Source organism: Diaminobutyricibacter sp. McL0608, assembly GCF_039613825.1.
Classification (GTDB): Bacteria; Actinomycetota; Actinomycetes; order Actinomycetales; family Microbacteriaceae; genus Diaminobutyricibacter.
Window position 1 is genome coordinate 3,474,886 of the sequence record NZ_CP154826.1, and the last position, 21,715, is coordinate 3,496,600.

Sequence of the window (21,715 nt, forward strand, 5' to 3'; positions counted from 1 at the left end):
CATCCGCGGGCACGCCAGCCGCACTAGCTTCGTCTCACCGCACGTCTCTACGTTGTGCGGCCGGGCCGGACACGTGCGGCGAGCGAAGTTCGCCGGGCAAGGACGCTCGTGCACGCGTTCTGAACCCGCGCACAGGTTGTATCGCGTGCACCGGTTCAGAACGCGTGCACATCGAACAGACTCACGCGCCGGGTGCGCCCGCCCCGAGCGGCCGGAACTCGCGCACCACGAGCCGCGGCTTCACGAGCCTGTGCCGGGGGTCGGCCACCGCATCCGACCCGCTGTGCACCCGGCCGCCGTGCGCACCCGTGAGCAGCTCGAGCACGCCGGCAGCGACCTCGTCGAGAGGCTGCTCAACGCTCGAGAAGCCGATCGACGCGGCCACGGGCGTGTTGTCGTAACCGACGACCGGGATGCGGCCGGCGGTGGCCATGAGCGCACCCAGGGCGAGCGAGTCGCTCGCGCAGGCCACAGCATCCACTCCGCCTGATGCGGCCTCGAGACGCCGCATCGCATCCGCGCCGAACGAGACGCCGTCTTCGGTCGCCACCGAGAGCGTCCGCAGCACCTCGTCGCCGAGTCCGCCGGAGGCCTGCATCGTCTCCAGCCACCCACGCCGCCGGTCGTCGCCGGTGCCGGAGGGGCTCGGCCAGCCGATGTAGCCCACGCGCCTGGCACCGGTCGACAGCAGGTGGGACGTCGCCTGTTCGAGCCCGTCCCTCCCGTCGACGTCGACCCACAGGTGTTTCGGGTCGTTCATGTCGTCGATCCCCCATGGACGCCCGAACGTCACGAACGAGTGCCCGTGTTCGATGAGCCATTCCGTGCGCTGGTCTCCGTAGAACGTCGATGTCAGCACGAACGCATCCACGTCGGCCCCGTCGCTGAGTCGCTGGAACTGCCGGATCTCCGCCTCCGGGTCGGGCGCTGTGAAGAGGGTGACGCGGAGGTTCTTCGCGTCGGCCTGCTCCGTGAGCGCGTGGAGGAAGCGGTCGAGGATGGAGCCCGAGATCCCGTCGGTGGTGATCGGATCGAGCCGGATGCCGATGGTCGAACTCTTCTGCGTTCGCAGGCGGCGGGCGGATGCGTGGGGCCGGTACCCGAGTTCGGCGATCGCGGCCTCGACCCGCTCCCGCGTCTCGGCGCGGACGATCGCGGGCGAGTTGAGCACGTTCGAGACGGTCTGCCGCGAAACACCTGCCGCGACCGCGACGTCCTCGACGGTCGGGAGTATTCCCATGTCGCCTCCTCGCCTCGATCGCGGATCTGATCGTTCAAATTCTGCAGCCGACACTACCGCCGATGCGCTTTCTGACACTTTCGTCAACGGCTTGACACCCCTCGAATGGGGTGGTTATCGTGGTGACGCCTACCATTTGATCGTTCAAATTCTAGCTCCTGGTCACAACTTTTGAACGATCAAATCCCCCGCGCGGCCACACGGCCCTCCCCGGGGCGGGCACGACCACCAAGGAGAAAACAATGCAAAGAAGCAGCAAAAGGTGGCTCGCCGCGGTCTCGCTCGCGGCGGCAACGGCCCTCACGCTCACCGCGTGCGGCTCAGGATTCAGCGGAAGCGGCAGCAGCTCGTCGAGTGGCGCGCTGACCTCGTCGAACAAGCCCCTCACCGTTCTCATCGGCTCCAGCGGCGACGCAGAGACCAAGGCCGTCACCTCAGCCGTCGCGGACTGGTCGAAGAGCTCGGGTACGAAGGCGAGCGTCATCGCAGCCACCGACCTCAACCAGCAGCTGTCCCAGGGGTTCGCCGCCAAGAAGCCGGCCGACGTGTTCTACCTCGGAACCGACTCCCTCGCCGGCTACGCCTCGAACGGCTCGCTGCTGGCCTACGGCGACATGCTCAAGAACAAGAGCGACTTCTATCCTGCGCTCGTCAACTCGTTCACTTACAACGGCAAGTTCTACTGCGCTCCGAAAGACTTCTCAACCCTTCAGCTCGTGATCAACACCGACCTGTGGAAGGCCGCCGGACTCACCGAATCCGACTACCCGACGACCTGGGACCAGCTGGAGGCCGTCGCCAAGAAGCTGACCACACCGAAGGTGGTCGGTCTGAGTTCGAACGGTGAGTATGCCCGGCTCGGCTCCTTCATGGTGCAGGCCGGCGGCAACCTCATGAATGACGACAGCACGAAAGCCACCGCGAACAGCGACGCCAACGTGACCGCGCTCACCTATGTCAAGAAGCTCCTCAACGAGGGCGTGTACAAGTACGCCAAGGAAGGCCTCGGCGAGGGTGACGGCGGCCAGGCGCTCGGCGCGGGAAAGGCCGCCATGACGATCGAAGGGAACTGGGTCGTGGGTGAGCTCTCGAACGACTTCCCGAACGTCAAGTACACGGTTGTTCCGCTGCCCGCTGGCCCGGCCGGCAAGGGAACGCTCCAGTTCTCGAACTGCTGGGGCATCGCCGCCGACAGCCCGAACCAGGCCGCAGCTCTCAAGCTGGTCGAACAGCTGACCACCAAGAGCGACCAGCTGGCATTCTCGAAAGCGTTCGGAGTGCTGCCCTCGATCAAGTCGGCCGCCGACGAGTGGAAGAAGGACAACGCCGCACTGGTGCCGTTCCTCGATGGCGCGAACTACGCCAAGGGCGTGCCGACGGCGAAGGGTTCGGCCGACGTCGTCACCGACCTCAACTCGAAGCTGACCTCACTGGCGACGAGCGATCCGAAAGCGATCCTCGACGCGACCCAGAAGAACCTCGAGGCCATCCTCAAGTAGATGCCATCCTCGAGTAGAGGGCAGATGACACCATGACCACGTCCACGAGCCGGCCTCGCCTCACCGCCAGACGTCGCTCCAGCGGCATCCGTCGCGGCGAGGCCGCCTCGGGCTGGATCTTCACCGCCCCGATGCTGATCCTTCTCGGCCTCTTCCTCGTCATCCCCGTGTTGATGGCGCTCTGGGTGAGCTTCTCCGACTGGAACGGCAACGGCAGCCCGTTTTCGTCGAACGTGAAGTTCGTGGGCACGAGCAACTACCAGGCGCTGCTGACCGGCGGCGGCCTGTCCGAGCAGGACTTCGGCACATCGCTGCGCAACAACGCCTGGTATGTCGTCCTGGTCGTCCCGCTCCAGACGGCACTGGCCCTGTTCCTCGCGGTGCTCGTCAATCGGCAGATCCTCCGTGGCCGCGGCTTCTTCCGCACCGCGTTCTACTTTCCGTCGGTGACGAGTTCGGTCGCGATCACGGTTCTGTGGCTGTTCCTCTTCAACGCGAGCGGCGCGGTCAACGCGGTCCTGGCGTGGTTCGGCGTCAACGGACCCAACTGGTTCAGTGATCCGAGCGGCATCTTCCACAACCTGCTCGCGGCTTTCGGGATCACGACCGGTCCGCCGGCGCTGACCGGCAACACCCTCCTCGGTGTCTCGTACTGGGACTGGCTGGGCGGCCCGTCCGTCGCGATGACGGCGTTCATCATCATGGCCATCTTCACCACGAGCGGCACGTTCATGCTTGTCTTCATCGCCGCCTTGCAGAACCTGAGCGTCGAAGTGTCGGAGGCAGCGATGGTGGACGGCGCGAGCGGTTGGCAGCGTTTCTGGCGCATCACCCTTCCGCAGCTTCGCCCGACCCTGTTCACCGTTCTCACGCTGGGCCTGATCGGCGGCTGGCAGATCTTCGACCAGATCTACACCGGAACCCAGGGCGGCCCAGCCAAGACGACCCTGTCTCCGGCCTACCTCTCGTACCAGGCGGCTTTCACGAACCAGCAGTGGGGGCAGGGCGCGGCCATCGCGTTCATCCTGTTCGTCATCATCATCGTCTTCACGCTGTTCCAGCGCTGGGTGCTGCGTGACCGCCCGGTGTCGAAGCGGCGGATGCGGCGCTACCAGGTCACGCAACCCACGGAGGGCAGATCATGAGCCTCGCATCGCAGAAGGCGGCGATCGCCAGCGACACCGCGAACGCTCTGGACACCTCGTCGGCGGGCGGCCGACCGCCCGGGCTGTCGGGCCGAACGTCCGGCCGGCGCATGTCGGGGGGCCGCATCGCGGCGAACTCCGTGTTCTACGCGGTGCTGGTCATCATCGCGATCGTCTACATCTTCCCGTTCCTCATCCAGATCTCCACCTCGTTCAAGACGAACGCCGAGGCGACGGCGACGCCGCTGTCGCTCATCCCGAACACCTGGACCACCGCCGCCTACCAGTCGCTGTTCCGCAACTCGGACTTCCCGACCTGGTTCAAGAACTCCGTCATCGTCACCGTGTTCGTCACGTGCGGACGGGTGTTCTTCGACTCGCTCGCCGGCTACGCCCTGTCGCGACTGCACTTCCGCGGCCGCAGCGTGATCTTCGCGGGCCTCATCGCGGTCATGGCTGTTCCGGCTGTGGTGCTGCTCATCCCGAAGTTCCTCGTCCTCAACCAGCTTTCGCTGTATGACACGTATGGCGGGATGATCCTTCCGCTCCTCGTCGATGCCGCCGGCGTGTTCATCATGAAGGGCTTCTTCGAGTCGATTCCGGTGAGCATCGAGGAACAGGCCAGGATCGACGGCGCCGGCACGTTCCGTGTGTTCTGGTCCGTCGTGCTCCCGATGGCCCGGCCTGCTCTCGTGACGATCATCATCCTGTCGTTCCAGGGTTCGTGGAACGAGCTGTCGCACTTCATCGTCTCCGCCCAGAACCCCGCCCTGACGACGCTGACCAAAGGCGTCGCCTCGCTCACGGCGGGTCAGCTCGGCCAGGGTAATCAATACCCGCTCAAGCTCGCCGCAGCCCTCATCATGACCATCCCGGTCGCCGTGATGTTCTTCGTCTTCCAGCGCCGCATCATGAACACGAGTGAAGGCGCGGTGAAGGAGTGACCGCCGCAGCGCCCACCATCGTCGCGACCTGCGGAGGCCTGAATCCCGGAAGCTGGACCGACGCGGTCTACGCAGACCGCCGATCGCATCACTGACAACACACTCGACCGCCGAGGAGGCGTGATCGCACGATGACTCAACCGTTCCAACCCCTGCTGCATGACAGCGTCGTACTGCTCGCCACGCCCAGCCAGGCGTGGTCGGGACCCGCCGGCGACATCCGTCCGCGCGGCATCGAAGGCTTCTACCATTCCGACCTCCGGGTGCTGAACCGGGTCGCCCTCACCGTCGGCGGAGTCGCCCCGGAGCACATCGCGACTTCCGCGGTCGATGCCGCGACGGCCGTCTTCACCTCCCTGGCCCGCGGGATCGACGACAACACGGCCGACCCGCGCGTCCGTATCGACCGGCGCCGCACGGTCGCCCCCGGCACCCTCAGCGAAACCCTCACGCTCACCAACGCACTCCCCTCTGAGATCCGTACGACGATCGCGGTCGACCTCCAGGCCGACTTCACGCCCATGCAGGTCGTCAAAGCGGGGATGAGCGGCAGCGACGTCGAGATCGACGCACGCGCTGAGGACGGCGAGCTGCGTTTCGGCTCCGGCGCTGTCGGAGCGCGACTCGAGGCGCCGGATGCTCGTATCGAGGTCGACTATCGCGAAAGCGGCGGGACCGCAGGCAACACCGAGGGCAGCCGGACTGCTCGCCTGGAATGGGCCGTCACTGTTCCCGCCCGGGCGTCCACCTCCGTCACCTGGCGCATCCATGCGATCGACGACTCGGCTGTCGTGGCCGGCGCCGCGCCATCCACCGAATGGGATGCCGTCCACGTCGACGCGGGCGACTCGCGCCTCTCGTCGTGGGTGCGGTCGGCGATCGGCGATCTGCAGGCGCTCCGCATGGTCACCCGCGACCGGCCGGATGACGTCTTCCTCGCCGCAGGGGCCCCGTGGTTCTTCACGTTGTTCGGTCGCGACTCCCTCTGGGCTGCACGGATGCTGCTGCCTCTCGGCACGGAGCTCGCCGCCTCCACGCTGCGGGTCCTCGCAGCCCTCCAGGGCACCCGCGAGGTCGCCGAGACGGCGGAGCAGCCGGGCAAGATCATGCACGAGTTGCGGCCCGGGGTGCTGGCGATCCCCGGCCTGAACATCTCGCTGCCGCCCCTGTACTACGGGACGGTCGACGCGACCGCGCTCTGGATCACCCTGCTGCACGACGCCTGGAAGTGGGGGATGCCCGATTCCGAGGTCGAAGCGCTCCTTCCGAACCTCGAAGCTGCGCTGGCATGGATGCGCGACTACGGCGACAGCGACGGCGACGGTTTCCTCGAATACGTCGACACCACCGGGCACGGGCTCGCGAACCAGGGCTGGAAGGACTCCGGCGACTCGATCCAGTGGCGCGACGGGTCACTGGCCGAAGGACCGATCGCCCTCTGCGAAGTACAGGCGTACGCCTATGAGGCCGCCGTCGGCGGGGCCGCACTGCTGGAGCATTTCGGGCGCTCGGGCGAGGCCTGGCGCGAGTGGGGCGCGGCGCTCAAGGCACGCTTCGCCGCGTCGTTCTGGATCCAGGACCGGGACGGCGCCTACCCGGCTGTCGCGCTGGATGCGCACAAACGAAAAGTGGACACGGTGACCAGCAACATCGGCCACTTGCTCGGCACCGGCATCCTGGACCGGGACCAGGCCGCACTGGTCGCGCGGCGCCTCGCCTCCCCCGAACTGAACTCCGGTTTCGGCCTGCGAACCATGTCGAGCGACTCGGAGGGGTTCTGGCCGCTCAGCTATCACGGCGGTTCGGTGTGGACGCACGACACGGCGATCGCGATCGCGGGTCTGGGACGCGAAGGCTTCCCCGACGAGGCCGCGTCGCTCATCGAAGGCCTGCTCCGCGCAGCCGACGGCTTCGACTACCGGATGCCCGAGCTGCACTCCGGCGACTCGATCGCCCGGACCGCGACGCCCATCCCGTACCCGGCGGCCTGTCGCCCGCAGGCCTGGTCGGCCGCGGCCGCGATCGCAGTGCTCGGCACCCTGCTGGGACTCGAAGCGGATGCGCAGGGCGGCGAGCTGCGTGTGTCGCCACTGACCGCATCCGGGACCATCGATGCCCGCGGGTTGCGCTTCGCCGGCGAGCCGTTCTCCGTGGCGGTCGACGCGGAGGGTCGGGTCAGGCGGTCCTGACCGCCTGCCGCTCCTCGACTTGAGGCAAATCGCCGCAACAGGGCACGCTGGAGCCGGGTTTGCCGCAAGTCGCGAGGTGCCTACAGCTGCGCCATGATCTGTCGTGCGATCACGCGTCCGGCACGGTTCGCACCGATGGTGCTCGCCTGCGGCCCATACCCCGCGAGGAATATACGCGGATCCTGCCACGACGCTCCGGATGCGACGGTCAGGCCGCCCTTCTTCTCGCGCAGTCTCAGGGGTGCGAGATGCCGCAGTTCCGGGCGGAACCCGGTCGCCCAGATGATCGCATCCACCTCGGTGTACGTTCCATCCGGCCAGCGCACGCCGTGCTCCTCGATCGCGCTGAACATCGGGCGCTCCACGAGCACCCCGCGCTCGATGCCTGCCGCCACGCGCCGCGTCCGCGGCACACCCGTTCCGCTCACGATGCTGGGGAGCGCCTCGCCGGCGCGAGCCGCCGCATCCTGCGCCGCGACCGCCGCGACCCCGCCTTCGATCGTCAGCTCGGACTCGTCGCGGAACTCGACCGGTCTGCGGGTCGCCCAGAACAGTTCGCTCGCCACACCTTCGAGTTCGAGGAGGAAGCCGATCGCCGATGTCCCACCGCCGACGACGACGACGCGCTTGCCGGCGAACTCGTCGGCCGCGACGTAGGAATTGGTGTGGACATGGCGCCCGCTGAACGTCGTCACGCCCGGGTAGTAGGGCACGAAGGGCGAGCCCCACGTGCCGGTGGCGTTGACGAGCATCCGCGTCGTTGTCTCGCCGTGCGAATGCTCGACGACCAGGTCGGCGCCCCGATTGAAAACGCTCGTGACCGTCACTGGACGCTGCACGTCCAGCTCGTAATGCTCCTCGTAGCGGCGGTAGTAGCCGGCCACGATGTCCTTCGCGGGAAGAGAGCGGTCAGCGGTGTCGAAACTGATCCCGAGCTCGGCCATTCCCGGGAGATCGTTCACCTTGTGGGCGCTCCCGAGCTTCAACGCATCCCACCGGAACTGCCAGGCGCCGCCCGTGCCCGGACCGCGGTCGAAGATGATGAAATCGACGCCAGGAGTAAGCTCGAAACGCCTCAGGTAATACGCGACGGCGAGCCCTGCCTGGCCCGCACCGACGATCACCACCTGGGTTTCGTTACTGCTCGTGGTCACGCCTCATCCCATCATGATTCCCTGTGCGGCACACAAGGGGTGCACGGTGCCCTGCATGCTAAACTAGCGGCTAGTTTTCACTGTTCCTGTTCGGTCGCCCGGGTGACTCATTGCCCACCCGGGCCTGGCATCGTAAGGGGGTCACGCATGGGGCGCGGCCGTCAAAAAGCAAAGCACACCAAGATCGCGCGCGAGCTGAAGTCATTCAGTCCTGAGGTGAACTACGACGCGCTCGAGCGTGAGCTTACCGGGCACTCGCATCACGACGACCAGTACGCCGCGTGGGCCGACTACGAGCCCGAGGGCTACGGCAGCACCAGCAGCGATACGTACGAAGAAGAAGACCAGCCCAAGCGGGCCTGAGCGCTGGAGCTGAAAGGATCGCATCGCGATCCCGCGACGCCAGCTCCGAGGCAGCTACGCTGACTCGGTCAAAGCCATCCCCGATCAACTGCAATCCCGGCCGCCTCTGAACGGTTGCGCGCCCCGGTCTTGCCGATCGCGCTCGACAAGTGGTTGCGGACGGTCCCCTCGGAGAGGTGAAGTTCGCGCGCGATATCGGTGATCGACCCTCCCCTGCCTGCGACGACGAGTACCTCGGTCTCACGCGGAGTCAACGGCGAGTTGCCGGAGGCCAGCGATTCGGCTGCGAGGGCCGGGTCCACCACACGCAGGCCGGCTGCCACGCGCCTGACCGCATCCGCCAGCTGCCCCGACGGGGTGTCCTTCACGACGAAACCGGATGCTCCGGCCTCCATCGCCCGCCGGAGATACCCCGGCCTCCCGAAGGTCGTCACGATCAGCGACCGGCAGGCCGGAAGCTCCCGGGCGAGCAGGGCGGCCGCGGAGATGCCGTCGATCCCGGGCATCTCGACGTCGAGCAGCGCGACGTCGGCGGAGGTGCGCCGTGCCGCGTCGACGACCTCGTCTCCCCGCCCGACCTGCGCCACCACGGTCAGATCGGGTTCGAGGTCGAGCAGCGCCGCGAGGGCTCCGCGCACCAGTGCCTGGTCGTCCGCGAGGAGCAACCTGATCGGTTCGGTCACTCGGCCGCCTTCCGTACGCTGAGCTGGAAACCGCCCTGGATGCTCGGGCCGGCCACCACGCGGGCGCCGGACGCCCTCGCGCGCGCGACCAGACCATCCAGGCCGTTGCCCCCGTGCTGTGCGATGGGGGCGGCATCCGCGCCCACCACGCCGATCATCCCGGCTCCGCGTCCGTCGTCGGAGACGACGAGCGAGTCCACGCTGAGTTCGACCCAGCAGTTGCGTGCGCCCGAATGGCGGATGACGTTGGTCACGCCTTCGCGCAGCACCCAGCCGAAGAGCTCGCGCAGCTCGGGGCGCACGATCTCGCCGTTGCGCGGCAGGTGCGCCTCGATGTCGGCGGCGGCGAGCGCCGTCTGCGCGGCGGCGAGCTCGGTCGACAGGCTCATCTCGCGGTAGCCGGCGACGGCCGCGCGCAGGTCGGTGAGTGCTGCGCGCGACAGTCGTTCGATGTCGGCGATCTCCTCTTCGGCGCGCGCAGGGTCCAGCGTGACCAGCCTGCGGGCGAGCTCCGATTTCACGGTCACCACGGTCAGCGAGTGCCCGAGCACGTCATGCATGTCGCGGGAGAACCTGGCGCGTTCCTCGACCACGGCGAGCCGTGCCACTTCGCTCTGCGCCTGTCGCAGTTCGCGCACGGTGCGCATCTGGCGGTTCAGCCCGAACATCATCGACGTGACCGAGAAGGTGATGATGCCCGACCAGGCGGCGCTGTCCGCGAACCCGGTGAGCACCCCGTAGATCAGGGGGATGATGATGAGCACCGCCGTGAAGGTCGCGACGATCGCGAACTCCTCGAAGACCGCGGCGGAGACGACGGCGACGAGCACCCACAGCCAGAAGGCTGTGCCGCCGAGCAGTGGGAAGAAGACGAACGAGAGTACCCAGTACCCGGTCACGGCGATGATCCGGTCGCGTAGCGGAGCCCACCAGACCATCGGCGCGAGGAAGACGAAGATCCCGCAATACACGATGAGCAGGACGGTCGCGGCGACCTTCGCGGGAACAGTCCCCGGCGACAGCCAGACCGCGATCACGGTCAGCGCCTGATACAGCAGGCCGAAGCACGCGCCGACGTACCAGCCCCGGGTCGCCCGGTCGGTCATGGACTCGCGTGCCCGGCCCCACCATTCGTCCCAGCTCGTGGGACGCTCCGCCGACGTGCGGGAGGCCAGGTCCATACCGATCACTGTAGACCGGGCCGACCTGGCCTCGAGCGCACGGGCGTCAGCTGCGCGCGGCATCCCGGCGATACCGCCAGATGATGAATGCGCCGAGCGCGAGCGTCCATCCGACCAGCACCAGGGCCGGCGTCAGGACATCGCCCGACTGGTGCGCCCCCATCTGCCCGATCCGGTTCAGCCAGTACGACGGCACCACCTGCGCGACGTTCGCGACCCAGGCCGGGAAGATCTGGAGCGGAACCCACAGGCCGCCGAGCACCGCCATCCCCATGAACACCGCCATGAAGAGCGGCTGCGCGTATTCGGGCTTCGCGAACTGTCCGATCAGGATGCCGAGGAGCGAGAAGGGGAGGATACCGAACCAGAGACCGAGGCCCGCGGTCATCCAGTTCATCGGCGGCAGGGTCGAGTGGTACAGCAGGACCGAGACTGTGAAGATCACGATGATCGAGACGAGGCCCATCAGCATCGCGGTGATCATCTTCGAGATGAGGTAGCCGGTACCGCTCAGCGGGGTGATGCGCAGTTGCCGGTTCCACCCGATGGACCGTTCTGTCACGATGTTGAACGCTTGCGAGAGCGCCGCCATCATCCCGCCGTAGCCGGCGACCTGGATGGTCGTCACGACGATCCAGGGAAGCTTGGTGACCGAATCCACCTGTCCTGCTCCGCCGAAGGTGCCGCCGAACGCGACAAGCATCACGAGCGGGACGGCCAGCGTGAAGATCATCGAACGGGCATTCTTGATCTGCCGGAACGACTCGAGTCCGACGTAGGCGATGCTCATGAGCGTGCCCCTTCCAGGATTGTGGCGTCTGTGGTCGCCGGCTTCTCGTCGGCGAAGTCGGAACGACCTTCGGTGAGTGCGAGGAACGCGTCGTCCATCGTGTGCGACGTGACCTCGATGTCGTGGACCTCCTGGTAGGCGCTCAGGAGGCTTCGCAGCGTTGCATCAGAATCGTCGCTGACCAGCGTGAACTGGCTGCCGCGGTGCTCGAAGCTGCGCACCCCCGGGAGGTCGGCGAACTCGCGTTCGATCTCGGCGCTCCACGCGAAGTCGGCGCTGGCGCGGATACGGCGGCCCGACACGACCGCCTTCACTTCGGTGGGGCTGCCGTCGGCGACCACGCGCCCGGCGCTCAGCATGACGATGCGGTCGGCGTAGGCGTCAGCCTCGTCGAGGTAGTGGGTGGCGAAGACGACCGTGCGGCCCTCGTCGGTGAACTCGCGCATGGACTGCCAGAATGTGCGGCGAGCTTCGACATCCATCGCGGCGGTCGGCTCGTCGAGGAACAGCAGGTCGGGGTTGGAGACGACAGCGACGGCGAACCGTGCGCGCTGCAGTTGGCCGCCGGACAGCTTGCTGACCTTCTGCTTCGCGATCTCGGTGCAGCGGGCGCGCGCGAGCGCCTCCTCCACGGGCAGCGGATGCCGGTGCACGCTGGCGACGAGGCCGACGCTCTGCGCGACGGTGAGGGTCGGCAGCAGCGCGCCGCCCTGAAGCATGGCGCCGACGCGGCCGTTCTCGATCGCGGACCGCGGGCTCGCACCGAAGAGCTCGGCAGTGCCGCTGGTGGGATGCGCGAGTCCGAGCGCCAGGTCGATGGTCGTCGACTTGCCGGCGCCGTTCGGCCCGAGCAGGGCAACGACTTCGCCGGGTTCGATGGTGAGGCTGACTCCGTTGACCGCCTGGATGTGTCCGAACGACTTCTTCAGGTCGGTGAGCTGGATGGCTGGTGTGTTCACCTTCTCAGCCTCGCCTCGCGCGGGCCCGGGTGCGCATCCCATCCGTCAGGTCTTGCCCGTGACATCCGTCACGGCTGCCGAGCACAGGAAAAGGCAGCCTCTGAGAGCGGATTGCCCTGCTTTTTCCTGTGGTCGCCGCCCTGGGGGGACGAATTAGCCCTCGGAGGAGCGGAGGCGCATCATCCCGACGACGCCGAAGGCTGCGCCGACGGTGAGGAGCAGTCCGCCGAAGAGGAGGGCCAGGTCTGCGGAGCCGGCGCCGGGGTGGGTGCCGGTCGAGGGCGCCGCGACGGAACTCGCGGACGGAACGTGCGGAACCGGCGCAAGCCCGGCCCCGGCCGCATCATGTCCGGCCGTCGGGGCGGTGACGGCGGCGACGCGTGGGAGCACGGCAGTCGCGCCCGCGACCTCGACACCGCCGGATGCGCGCTGCAGCAACACGAAGAAGCTGGCCGCCGGGGACCCGAACGGTCGGTCGAGCAGCGGAATCGCGACGGTCGCGCTGCGCTGTCCGACGGCGAAGCGGACGGTGCCGCGGGAGGACGCGTAGTCGCGCCCCGCCTGGGCGGACCCGTCGGCCGTCACATAGTCGACGTGTGCGGTCGTGTCGGATACGGTCCGCGACACGATGAAGCGCGCCGAGTGGCCGTCGGCTGACAAACCTGAGCTCGCGATGCTGATCGCGTCGGCGGGTGTCACGCTGAGCGCTACTGCGGCGGCCGACCCGAGCAGCTGGGGTGTGGCCGTCTGCGGGACGTACCGCGCCGTGATGGTGTGCGATCCCGCTTCGGGCGCGTCCAGGCTGGCACGAGCGACGCCCTGTCCGTCGACGGGAGCGACCGCGGCCACGGCGGAGTCGACGCTGAACTCGACGGAACCGGTGGTCGGTGACGCCAGGAGCATCCGCCCGACGCTCGCCGTGACGTCGAACGGATCCCCGGCCGCCGCGGTTGGGGGAGCCGACAGTGCGACGGTCGTCGCGGTCCCGCATGACGGGGTCGTCGCGTCGATGCCGATCGTCGTCGTTCCGAGCGTCCAGGTCAGGTCTCGTGGCCCTCCCGAGAACGTCGTCGCGAAGACAGCGTGGTGGACGCCGGGGTCGAAGGTGGCGGGCTGGCCACGATCGCCGCCGAGGGTGAACGTGTTCTGTGCGGACCCGGGCGCGAACGCGACGGCGGATGCCGAAGAGTTGCGGAATCCGAAGACGACGGTGAATGCATCCGGAGTCGCGCCCGGTGCTGAACTGACGCAGTCGACGAAGGGTGCGACCGTGATCGGGTCGGGGGCGGCGACAGCAGGACCCAGGGCGACGAGCGCGAAGACGGCGCCCGGAACGACCGCCGCGACTGCGCGGAAACCGCGCCCGGGCGAACGTTTCACACGCGCAATGTTATCGGGCCGGTGGGGCGACCGATTACCTGTGCGGGCGACCGTGTCGGGAACGTATGGGCGGCCGCCGGACGGTCGCCCCCACGTCGGGCTGTTCCCGCGAAATCGAGCTCAATCGCAAACGTCGTAGACGCCCGCATAGGTCGACGACTGGATGGTGACCACGGTTCGGGATCCGGTCGCGGAAGTGCCCACCTGGAAGACCAGGTAGCGTCCGCCGATCGGGCCTGCGGCATAGGTCGTGTAGCCCATGTTCTCGTCGTATCTCGAGTGCGACTTCTGAAGAGCCGGATAGGCGTTCAGCAGCGAGGACTCCGACGAGCCGAGACGGATGCCTGCCGGCGTCGACGGCGAAGCGGCGATCGGCGCGTCGGCCACGGTCTGCGTGATGAAGGAGGCGTACGTGAACGGAGGGTCGGCTTCGGCGTGGCCCCGGGCTTCGAGATCCATGAGGGCGATGGAGACGGGGTGGTCCGCGGTCGTCCCGAACACGGCGGAATACCCCGGTGGGCAGTCGACGGTGTCGGTGACGGCCGGAATGGTGGCGGCGGTGGCGAGTGCGGCAAGCGACTGCCCGACCTCCACCCCGGCCACCTGGTCGAAGTCGACGACCCAGGCTCCGGTATCAGAGAGGTCCGGGCTCGGCGTCGGGGTGGGGATCGGAGGGGTCGGGGTGGGCGTCGCGGTCGGGGCAGCACTCGCGATGGGCGCGACGGAGGACCGCGACGAATCCTCTGGTGCCGGCGATGTGCATCCAGTCAGCAGCGCCAAGGCGCACGCCATGGCGACCACGCCCGCAAACGACCGCCTCATTGCGTCCTCCCCCTCGTTCTCCGCTCTCACTGATCCGGGAGCACAACACTATCGGCGCGCCGATCACCACCGACGTATCGGACAGTAACGATCCGGGAACGGCACGAAGAGGCAGAGCCCCTCGGACGAGAGACGGCGCTCGGTTCGGGAGACTGTGCCGCTTCAGCCGGCGTACGAGCCGACGAGACGCACAGCGCCGCCGTCCACGCCCTTGGCGCCCTGCTCGAACCCGGCGAGATCGCGGGCCGAGGTGGCGATCGTGCCGACCGTCCACGAGGGGATGCCGTCAGCCGTGAGCGCGGTGGCCACGGCATCCGCCGCCTCCGGCGCGACGACCGCGAACATGCCGATGCCGAGGTTCCAGGTTCCCTCGCTGGACTCGAGCGTGGAGCCGGCGAGGTCGCTCAGCACGCGGAACACCGCGAGCGGCGACCAGGTGGAGCGGTCGACCTCGACCCAGGATCCGAGCGGGAGCACGCGGGCGAGGTTCGCGGCGATGCCGCCGCCGGTGACGTGGCTCAGCGAGTGGACGGCGCCGCCGAACGCGGGATCGCCGAGGATGCGAAGCAGAGGGCTGGTGTAGAGGCGGGTCGGCTCCAAAAGCACTTCGCCGACGACACCGCCGAAGTCGTCGGAATGATCGGTGAAGCCGATTCCCCGCTTCGACAGGATGTGGCGGACCAGAGAGAAACCGTTGGAGTGGAGTCCGGAGGACGCGAGGGCGACCACCACGTCACCGTCGCGGACACGGTCGGCGCCGAGCACCGCATCCGCTTCGACAGCGCCGACCGCCGCGCCGGCCACGTCGTAGTCGTCGGGGCCGAGGAGTCCCGGGTGCTCGGCTGTCTCGCCGCCGACAAGTGCGGTGCCGGTCTCGGCGCACGCCCGGGCGATACCGGCGACGATGTCGGCGATGCGCGACGGGACGACCTTGCCGCAGGCGATGTAATCGGTCATGAACAGGGGCTTCGCGCCGACGACGACGATGTCGTCCACGACCATTCCGACGAGGTCCTGCCCGATGGTGTCGTGCTTGTCGATGGCCTGAGCGATGGCGACTTTGGTGCCGACGCCGTCGGTCGAGGTCGCCAGGAGCGGACGGTCGAAGTCTTTGAGCGCGGACACATCGAAGAGGCCGGCGAAACCGCCGACACCGCCCAGGACCTCGGGGCCGTGTGTGCGGGAGACCGCGGACTTCATCAACTCGACAGCGAGGTCACCCGCCGCCGTGTCGACACCGGCTTCGGCGTATGAGGACGTGGCGGATGCGGGCTGTTCGGTCACGCTTCAAGAGTACCGGGCCGGGATGCGCGCGTCGGGCCGCTCCGGGCATCCTCGCTCTGCCTCGCCCAACCGCACGTGGTACATCCGAGCGCACGTCGCTGTACGCGTGCGGTGGCGCCGAACGAGTGCGCGTGGGGCGAAGTGGCAACGTGTGCTCGGGTTCAGAGCCTGTGCGGCGACGCGCTCCCGCACAGCCGCACTCGTTGAGTCCTAGCGCACTACGTAGGACTAGTGCGGCGAGACGGAACTAGTGCGGCGAGCCGGAGGAAGCGCCGCGCCTACTCCTGGCGGCCGGGGTCGCCGAACGGCAGCTGGCCGGACTGGGCCAGCGCCCGCTCGCGCAGCTCGGACGCGTCGAGGACGACCTCGAACTCCGCATCCGGCCCCGGGTCGCAGCCGCCCGCGGCGACACTCTCGGGGTCGACCGCTGTAGGCCGCTCGAGCAGGTTCTTGCCGAGGTGGTGCGCGTCGGGCAGCGGGATCGGGTATTTGCCCGTGAAGCACGCTGTGCAGAGGCGGTCGCGCGGCTGCTCGGTCGCGGCGATCATCCCGTCTTCGCTCAGGTAGCCGAGCGAGTCCGCGCCGATCGACTGGCGCACCTCGTCGACGCCGAGTCCGGTCGCGATGAGTTCGGCCCGCGACGCGAAGTCGATGCCGTAGAAGCACGGCCACGTGATGGGCGGGCTGGAGATGCGCACATGGACTTCGGCAGCCCCCGCCTCGCGCAGCATCGACACCAGTGCACGCTGCGTGTTGCCGCGCACGATCGAGTCGTCGACGACCACCAGGCGCTTGCCCTTGATCACCTCTTTGAGCGGGTTCAGCTTCAGCTTGATGCCGCGCTGGCGGATGGTCTGCGAAGGCTGGATGAACGTGCGGCCCACGTAGGAGTTCTTGACGAGGCCCTGCCCGAACGGGATGCCGCTCGCCTGCGCGTAGCCGATCGCGGCAGGCGTGCCGGATTCGGGCGTCGGGATGACCAGGTCGGCTTCGATCGGGTGCTCCTTCGCCAGGCGGCGACCCATCTCGACCCGCGCCTCGTGCACCCCGCGTCCGGCGATGGTCGTGTCGGGTCGGGCCAGGTAGACGTACTCGAAGACGCAGCCGGCGCGCTTCTCTTCGGCGAACCGAACGCTGCGCAGCCCGTTCTCGTCGATGGAGATCAGTTCGCCAGGCTCCACCTCGCGCACGAAGCTCGCTCCGACGATGTCGAGTGCGGCTGTCTCGGATGCGACGACCCAGCCGCGCTCGAGACGGCCGAGTACCAGCGGGCGGACGCCTTGCGGGTCGCGGGCCGCGTAGAGGGTGGTCTCGTCCATGAAGACGAGGCAGTATGCGCCCCGCAGCCGGGGAAGTACCTCGATCGCGGTCGCTTCGAGCGTGTGGTCGAGGTCGCCGGTCAGCAGAGCGGTGACGACGGCGGTGTCGGTCGTGTTGCCGCGCGAGAGCTCACCGTCGGTCTGCGGGTAGCGCTCGTGGACGAGCTGCAGGAGCTCGGCGGTGTTGGTCAGGTTGCCGTTGTGGCCGAGCGCGACGGTTCCTGCGGCAGTGCGGCCGAGGGTCGGCTGCGCGTTCTGCCAGCTGGACGCGCCGGTCGTGGAGTAGCGCGTGTGACCGACGGCGATGTGCCCGGTGAGCGTGTTCAGCGCGTTCTCGTTGAAGACCTGCGAGACGAGACCCATGTCTTTGTAGATGAGGATCTTCTTGCCGTCGCTGGTCGCGATGCCCGCCGACTCCTGGCCGCGGTGCTGCAGCGCATAGAGGCCGAAGTAACTGAGTTTGGCGACTTCTTCGCCTGGTGCCCAGACGCCGAATACTCCGCAGGCGTCCTGCGGGCCTTTCTCGCCTGGCATGAGATCGTGACTGAGAAGACCGTCGCCTCCGGACAAACCGGATACCCCTTAGCTCTCGATGGGATTGTGGGTGTCGTCGTTCGTTACGCGCACGTCGAGTCTATCCGCCTGAACCGTCTTCGCCCGCCTGCCGGCGACCCTGTCGAGGGCCAGCGCGACAAGGGAGCCGACCGCGACACCGAGGACGATGGCCGCGATCAGCAGGAACCCGAAGACCTGGGCCCGGCTGTACGTCGGGTTCTCAGGAAAGGCGAACGTGAGCGCGAGCGCGATCAGTGCGAACACGACCGAGCCGGCGAACATGAAACGGAAGTACCGCGGAGTGCGCTTCACGGTCACCGTGTCTTCGGTGACCGTCGCGTTCTCTTCGGGCGCTTCGCTCATGAGTCCATTGTCCCTCATGAAAGCTGGGAGCAGATCGGATGGGCGGGGCCGGCTAGGAGACGCCTGCGACCCGCAGCGGAACGAGGGCTGCGAGGTCCGCGCGCTGCCCGGAGGCGTGCACCGCTCCAGCCGCGACGGCCTCGTCCCAGGTGCTGCGTCCGGTGGCGAGCGTGAGCCAGGTGCGCGCATCCATCTCGACCACGTTCGGCGGGGTCCCGCGCGTGTGGCGCGGCCCCGGGATGCATTGGACCGCGCCGTACGGCGGCACGCGGACCTCGACCGTGTTGCCGGGCGCTCGCTCGGCGAGCAGCTGCAGCAGGTAGCGCACGGCGGTCGCGAGCGTACGGGTGTCGGATGCGTCGGCCAGCGCATCCGCCACCGCCGCCGACCCGACGTCGTCACCTATTCGCGCGCGTGCCATGACACCATCCTGCCAAACCCGTTCTCCACAGGGACCGCTCCGCATTCCTGCGGCCGCCGGACGGGACATAGTCTGGTTCCGTGAAGATTCTCGTTCTCGGATCCGGTGCTCGCGAGCACGCCATCATCACCGCACTACTCAGCGAGGACGTTGGGCACGAGATCATCGCCGCTCCCGGCAATGCCGGCATCGCGAAGGACGTCACGGTGATCGCACTCGACCAGCTCGATGCGCAGGTGGTGGCGAACTTCGCCATCGAGGAGAACATCGAACTCGTCGTGATCGGACCTGAAGCGCCGCTCGTCGCCGGCGTCGCGGACGGGCTGCGCACCCGCGGCATCCCGGTATTCGGCCCCGGCAAGGCGGCCGCGCAGCTCGAGGGCTCCAAGACGTTCGCCAAACGGATCATGGATGAGGCGGGCGTGCCGACCGGTCGCGCGGTGCGTGCTGCGACCCTTCTCGAAGTGGAGGAGGCACTCGACGCGTTCGGCGCCCCCTACGTCGTGAAGGCCGATGGCCTCGCTGCGGGCAAGGGCGTGATGGTCACCGAAGATCGCGAGGCGGCGATCGCGCACTCGACCTACTGGCTGGAGCACGGCTCGGTGCTGGTCGAGGAGTTCCTCGCCGGCCAGGAGGTCTCGCTGTTCCTGATCAGCGACGGGCACAACGTGCTCCCCCTCTCGCCCGCGCAGGACTACAAGCGACTCCGCGACGGCGACGAGGGTCCGAACACGGGAGGGATGGGCGCATACTCTCCGCTGCCATGGCTGCCCGAGACGTTCGTGGACGAGGTGATCCGCACGATCGCGCTGCCGACAGTCCGTCAGCTCGCAAAGGAGCAGACCCCGTTCATCGGGCTGCTCTACTGCGGACTCATCGTCACGGATCGCGGCATCCGGGTGATCGAATTCAACGCCCGGTTCGGCGACCCCGAGACCCAGGTCGTGCTTCCACGTCTGGTGACCCCTCTGTCCGAATTGCTCTTCGGGGCCGCGACCGGGTCACTCGCAGGGGTGGCGCATCCCGAGTTCGCCCTCGACGTCGCTGTCACAGTCGTCCTCGCCAGCGAGAACTACCCTGAGACGCCGATCACGGGCCGCGCCATTCACGGGCTGGATGCGGCGGCAGCCGTCCCCGAGGTCACGATCGCCCACGCGGCCACCGCTTTCGACCGCGAGACCGGAACGTTCATCGCGACGGGCGGCCGGGTGCTCAGCGTGGTCGCTCGCGGAACCACGTTCGGCGAGGCCAGAGCCCGAGCCTACGAAGCCCTCGACCTGATCGAGCTGGAGGGCGGCCAGTACCGCACGGACATCGCGGCACGCGTCGCGGGCTAGCTGCAGACCACGCCCGCGCGCACGCGGGCCATGCCCGCGCGCACAGGAAAAAGACGCGAAAAAAGCGCGAAAAGGCCGCCTTTTCCTGTGCTCGGCTGGCCCACGCGTCGGACTGCCCGGCGAGCACAGGGAAAGGACGCGAATACGTCGCCAATAAACCGCGTTTTCCTGTGCTCGGCGCGCCTTCAGCTCTGGAGGTAGCGGGCGACGAAGTCGTTCGTGAAGACGCCGTCGGGGTCGAAGCTGCGCGCGAGCGCACGGAAGTCGTCGAGCCTCGGGTACAGCGACGGCACGACCCCGTCGCGATCGAGGTAGAGCTTGCCCCAATGCGGTCGTGATCCGAGCGGGAGAAGTGCATCCTCGAGCGCGGGCAGTACAGCTTCCACCCCGGCCTGGTCGCGCACCCAGGTGAAATGCAGACCGACGACGTCGGTTCCGTAAGCCGAGCTCAGCCAGAGCTCGTCGGCCGCGACGGTGCGGATCTCGCTCACCAGCAGGAGGGGCGAGACCACCTTCGCGATGCGGCGCACGGCGTCGATCGCCTCGCCGATCCGCGCCCGCGGCACGAGGTACTCCGACTGGATCTCCGCGCCGTTGCTCGGCGTGAACTCGAAGCGGAAGTGCGCCAGCCGCTCGTTCCAGGGTCCGACGACCCCGAGCTGCTCGGTGGTATTGCGCACATCCATCGTCTCGATCATGTGGCGGGGTGCCATGAGCGCGGGTGCGCCGAAGAAGGCGTCCTCGATGCCGCTCGGAGCATCCGCCCGCTCCTTGACCCAGGCGAGCGCGACAGTGGGCTCGTCCCACGTCGTGAACAGACTGACCGAGTAGGCGCTCGAGGTGATCGCGTCGAACTGCGATGCGACGGCCTCCCACGGGACCCCCCCGAACAGCCGCTGGGATGCGTCGAAGCTGGGTTCGATGTCGAGCGTCACCTCGACGACGACTCCGAGCGCACCGAGCGCGACGACGGCGCCGTCGAAGCCGGGTTCCCCGCGGTGCAGCTCGACCAGTTCGCCGTCGGCCCTGAGGATCCGCACTCCCCGGACAGCGGTCGCGAGGTTGCCGTTGCGGTCGCCCGAGCCGTGGGTCGCCGTCGCGACGGCGCCCGCGATGGAGATGTGCGGGAGGGACGCGAGATTGTGGAGAGCCCAGCCTGCGTCCTGGAGCCGGCGGGCGACATCTCCGTAACGCATCCCGCCGCCGACCGTGACAGTGCGCGCGGTCTCGTCGATGCGAACGAGCGGGGGGAGACCCGCCGTGCTGACGAGCAGCTCGGACGAGTCGGCGAGCGCGTTGAAGGAGTGCCTGCTGCCGAGCGCGCGCACTTTCGATGCTCCCGAAACCGCGTCACGGAGTTCGTCGAGCGAGGTCGGCGCAGCGATCCGCGCCGCCCGGTATTCGTAGTTCCCCGCCCAATTGAGCTCGCCCATCGTGATCCTTCCGCTGCGCCGTCGTCGTGGGTCCCAGTCTGTCATCCGGCGATGGGGCCGCGCGTCGCGCACTCGTCAGGAGGCTGGCGTCGCCTCAGCGTCGGCCGGCCTCGCGTAACCGGGATGCGCATCCGGAGACAACCCGCCGCCCGCGGACAGCTTGCCCAGCAGCGCCGCGAGTTGCGCCTGCTCGTCGGGCGTGAGCGCCGAGAGCACCGCGTGCTGGTGCGCTTCGGCGATGGTGCGGAGCGGCCCGAGCAGTGCCTGTCCAGTCTCGGTGAGGGAGAGCTCGTAGTTGCGGCGATCCCGTTCGGACCGCGAACGTTCCACGAGCGCGCGCTGCTCGAGGGAGTCGAGGAGCGGCACGATCCGGCTGGGGGTGGTGCCGAGCCGGGCCGCGAGTTCGCGCTGGCTGATTCCGGGCGAGCGTCCGAGCACCCGGATGGCGCCGGCATCGCGGGGCGTGAGGCCGAGGTCGGCGACGCGCTCGGCGAAGCGGTCGGCCGCATCCGCCCCCAGCTGCGCGAGCAGGAACGCGGTACGCGCGGGTGCACCCCGGGGATGCGCGGGCGCGGCGGGTCGGTCGGTCACAGCAACAGAATACAGCCTTGCCGAAACAATTACACTATGTAATCATTACTATGTATAACTATT

Annotated in this window: 20 protein-coding genes; 6 read left to right on the top strand and 14 right to left on the bottom strand. The window is 68.2% G+C overall.

Translation table 11 applies throughout. From position 1 onward, the window contains the following. Positions 1-181 precede the first annotated feature (181 nt). Complete coding sequence (locus AAYO93_RS16485) at positions 182-1,240, bottom strand: LacI family DNA-binding transcriptional regulator (RefSeq protein ID WP_345762254.1); 1,059 nt, start codon at positions 1,238-1,240, stop codon at positions 182-184. Positions 1,241-1,482: 242 nt separating this feature from the next. Between AAYO93_RS16485 and AAYO93_RS16490 the strand changes: the two genes are divergently transcribed. From AAYO93_RS16490 to AAYO93_RS16505, 4 genes are all read left to right on the top strand, one after another. Continuing rightward, a complete protein-coding gene (locus AAYO93_RS16490; RefSeq protein ID WP_345762255.1) occupies positions 1,483-2,739 on the top strand; it encodes a sugar ABC transporter substrate-binding protein in 1,257 nt (418 codons plus the stop codon). Positions 2,740-2,771: 32 nt separating this feature from the next. Further along, the gene (locus tag AAYO93_RS16495) at positions 2,772-3,884 is read left to right on the top strand and encodes a carbohydrate ABC transporter permease (RefSeq protein ID WP_345762256.1); all 1,113 of its coding nucleotides are present in this window, start codon (positions 2,772-2,774) and stop codon (positions 3,882-3,884) included. Positions 3,885-3,994: 110 nt separating this feature from the next. Continuing rightward, positions 3,995-4,828, top strand: a complete 834-nt coding sequence (locus tag AAYO93_RS16500) for a carbohydrate ABC transporter permease (protein ID WP_345764907.1) — start codon at positions 3,995-3,997, stop codon at positions 4,826-4,828. Between the two features lie 131 nt (positions 4,829-4,959). Next, the gene (locus tag AAYO93_RS16505) at positions 4,960-7,017 is read left to right on the top strand and encodes an amylo-alpha-1,6-glucosidase (RefSeq protein WP_345762257.1); all 2,058 of its coding nucleotides are present in this window, start codon (positions 4,960-4,962) and stop codon (positions 7,015-7,017) included. Positions 7,018-7,097: 80 nt separating this feature from the next. Here AAYO93_RS16505 and AAYO93_RS16510 read toward each other — a convergent pair whose 3' ends face one another. Continuing rightward, entirely contained in the window at positions 7,098-8,171 is a 1,074-nt protein-coding gene (locus AAYO93_RS16510; protein WP_345762258.1) for an NAD(P)-binding domain-containing protein, read from the bottom strand. 147 nt (positions 8,172-8,318) lie between these two features. Between AAYO93_RS16510 and AAYO93_RS16515 the strand changes: the two genes are divergently transcribed. Beyond that, the gene (locus AAYO93_RS16515) at positions 8,319-8,534 is read left to right on the top strand and encodes a DUF3073 domain-containing protein (protein WP_345762259.1); all 216 of its coding nucleotides are present in this window, start codon (positions 8,319-8,321) and stop codon (positions 8,532-8,534) included. A gap of 68 nt (positions 8,535-8,602) precedes the next feature. Here AAYO93_RS16515 and AAYO93_RS16520 read toward each other — a convergent pair whose 3' ends face one another. The 10 genes from AAYO93_RS16520 to AAYO93_RS16565 all read right to left on the bottom strand — a co-directional run bounded on the left by AAYO93_RS16520 (position 8,603) and on the right by AAYO93_RS16565 (position 18,291). Beyond that, on the bottom strand, positions 8,603-9,217 hold the full coding sequence (locus AAYO93_RS16520; protein WP_345762260.1) for a response regulator transcription factor: 615 nt from the start codon (positions 9,215-9,217) through the stop codon (positions 8,603-8,605). Further along, a complete protein-coding gene (locus AAYO93_RS16525) occupies positions 9,214-10,398 on the bottom strand; it encodes a sensor histidine kinase (protein WP_345762261.1) in 1,185 nt (394 codons plus the stop codon). The genes AAYO93_RS16520 and AAYO93_RS16525 overlap by 4 nt, the downstream gene beginning before the upstream one ends. Before the next feature lie 46 nt (positions 10,399-10,444). Next, positions 10,445-11,188: an ABC transporter permease gene (locus AAYO93_RS16530; protein WP_345762262.1), complete on the bottom strand. Its 744-nt coding sequence runs from the start codon at positions 11,186-11,188 to the stop codon at positions 10,445-10,447. After that, positions 11,185-12,147, bottom strand: a complete 963-nt coding sequence (locus AAYO93_RS16535) for an ABC transporter ATP-binding protein (RefSeq protein ID WP_345762263.1) — start codon at positions 12,145-12,147, stop codon at positions 11,185-11,187. The genes AAYO93_RS16530 and AAYO93_RS16535 overlap by 4 nt, the downstream gene beginning before the upstream one ends. 153 nt (positions 12,148-12,300) lie before the next feature. Then, positions 12,301-13,527 carry a Calx-beta domain-containing protein gene (locus AAYO93_RS16540; RefSeq protein ID WP_345762264.1) on the bottom strand — a complete coding sequence of 409 codons (1,227 nt, stop codon included), beginning with the start codon at positions 13,525-13,527 and terminating at the stop codon, positions 12,301-12,303. 120 nt (positions 13,528-13,647) lie between these two features. After that, entirely contained in the window at positions 13,648-14,349 is a 702-nt protein-coding gene (locus tag AAYO93_RS16545) for a hypothetical protein (protein WP_345762265.1), read from the bottom strand. 162 nt (positions 14,350-14,511) lie between these two features. Then, positions 14,512-15,633: a phosphoribosylformylglycinamidine cyclo-ligase gene (gene purM, locus AAYO93_RS16550; protein WP_345762266.1), complete on the bottom strand. Its 1,122-nt coding sequence runs from the start codon at positions 15,631-15,633 to the stop codon at positions 14,512-14,514. A gap of 278 nt (positions 15,634-15,911) precedes the next feature. Next, on the bottom strand, positions 15,912-17,522 hold the full coding sequence (purF, locus tag AAYO93_RS16555) for an amidophosphoribosyltransferase (RefSeq protein WP_345762267.1): 1,611 nt from the start codon (positions 17,520-17,522) through the stop codon (positions 15,912-15,914). A 12-nt stretch (positions 17,523-17,534) separates the two neighbouring features. Continuing rightward, the gene (locus AAYO93_RS16560; RefSeq protein WP_345762268.1) at positions 17,535-17,870 is read right to left on the bottom strand and encodes a hypothetical protein; all 336 of its coding nucleotides are present in this window, start codon (positions 17,868-17,870) and stop codon (positions 17,535-17,537) included. A gap of 52 nt (positions 17,871-17,922) precedes the next feature. Then, the gene (locus AAYO93_RS16565) at positions 17,923-18,291 is read right to left on the bottom strand and encodes a sterol carrier family protein (RefSeq protein WP_345762269.1); all 369 of its coding nucleotides are present in this window, start codon (positions 18,289-18,291) and stop codon (positions 17,923-17,925) included. A gap of 80 nt (positions 18,292-18,371) precedes the next feature. Between AAYO93_RS16565 and purD the strand changes: the two genes are divergently transcribed. After that, entirely contained in the window at positions 18,372-19,628 is a 1,257-nt protein-coding gene (purD, locus tag AAYO93_RS16570) for a phosphoribosylamine--glycine ligase (RefSeq protein ID WP_345762270.1), read from the top strand. Between the two features lie 185 nt (positions 19,629-19,813). On the opposite strand, the gene AAYO93_RS16575 is transcribed toward purD, so the two are convergent. Both AAYO93_RS16575 and AAYO93_RS16580 read right to left on the bottom strand, forming a co-directional pair. Continuing rightward, positions 19,814-21,061 carry an FAD-binding protein gene (locus AAYO93_RS16575; protein WP_345762272.1) on the bottom strand — a complete coding sequence of 416 codons (1,248 nt, stop codon included), beginning with the start codon at positions 21,059-21,061 and terminating at the stop codon, positions 19,814-19,816. A 75-nt stretch (positions 21,062-21,136) separates the two neighbouring features. Beyond that, on the bottom strand, positions 21,137-21,652 hold the full coding sequence (locus AAYO93_RS16580; RefSeq protein ID WP_345762273.1) for a MarR family winged helix-turn-helix transcriptional regulator: 516 nt from the start codon (positions 21,650-21,652) through the stop codon (positions 21,137-21,139). Positions 21,653-21,715: the final 63 nt, after the last annotated feature.

Excerpts from the sequence above, each read along its gene's own strand:
- AAYO93_RS16485 (WP_345762254.1), bottom strand. The coding sequence starts at position 1,240 with ATGGGAATACTCCCGACCGTCGAGGACGTCGCGGTCGCGGCAGGTGTT.
- AAYO93_RS16490 (WP_345762255.1), top strand. The coding sequence starts at position 1,483 with ATGCAAAGAAGCAGCAAAAGGTGGCTCGCCGCGGTCTCGCTCGCGGCG.
- AAYO93_RS16495 (WP_345762256.1), top strand. The coding sequence starts at position 2,772 with ATGACCACGTCCACGAGCCGGCCTCGCCTCACCGCCAGACGTCGCTCC.
- AAYO93_RS16500 (WP_345764907.1), top strand. The coding sequence starts at position 3,995 with ATGTCGGGGGGCCGCATCGCGGCGAACTCCGTGTTCTACGCGGTGCTG.
- AAYO93_RS16505 (WP_345762257.1), top strand. The coding sequence starts at position 4,960 with ATGACTCAACCGTTCCAACCCCTGCTGCATGACAGCGTCGTACTGCTC.
- AAYO93_RS16515 (WP_345762259.1), top strand. The coding sequence starts at position 8,319 with ATGGGGCGCGGCCGTCAAAAAGCAAAGCACACCAAGATCGCGCGCGAG.
- AAYO93_RS16525 (WP_345762261.1), bottom strand. The coding sequence starts at position 10,398 with ATGGACCTGGCCTCCCGCACGTCGGCGGAGCGTCCCACGAGCTGGGAC.
- AAYO93_RS16530 (WP_345762262.1), bottom strand. The coding sequence starts at position 11,188 with ATGAGCATCGCCTACGTCGGACTCGAGTCGTTCCGGCAGATCAAGAAT.
- AAYO93_RS16545 (WP_345762265.1), bottom strand. The coding sequence starts at position 14,349 with ATGAGGCGGTCGTTTGCGGGCGTGGTCGCCATGGCGTGCGCCTTGGCG.
- AAYO93_RS16560 (WP_345762268.1), bottom strand. The coding sequence starts at position 17,870 with ATGAGCGAAGCGCCCGAAGAGAACGCGACGGTCACCGAAGACACGGTG.
- AAYO93_RS16565 (WP_345762269.1), bottom strand. The coding sequence starts at position 18,291 with ATGGCACGCGCGCGAATAGGTGACGACGTCGGGTCGGCGGCGGTGGCG.
- AAYO93_RS16575 (WP_345762272.1), bottom strand. The coding sequence starts at position 21,061 with ATGGGCGAGCTCAATTGGGCGGGGAACTACGAATACCGGGCGGCGCGG.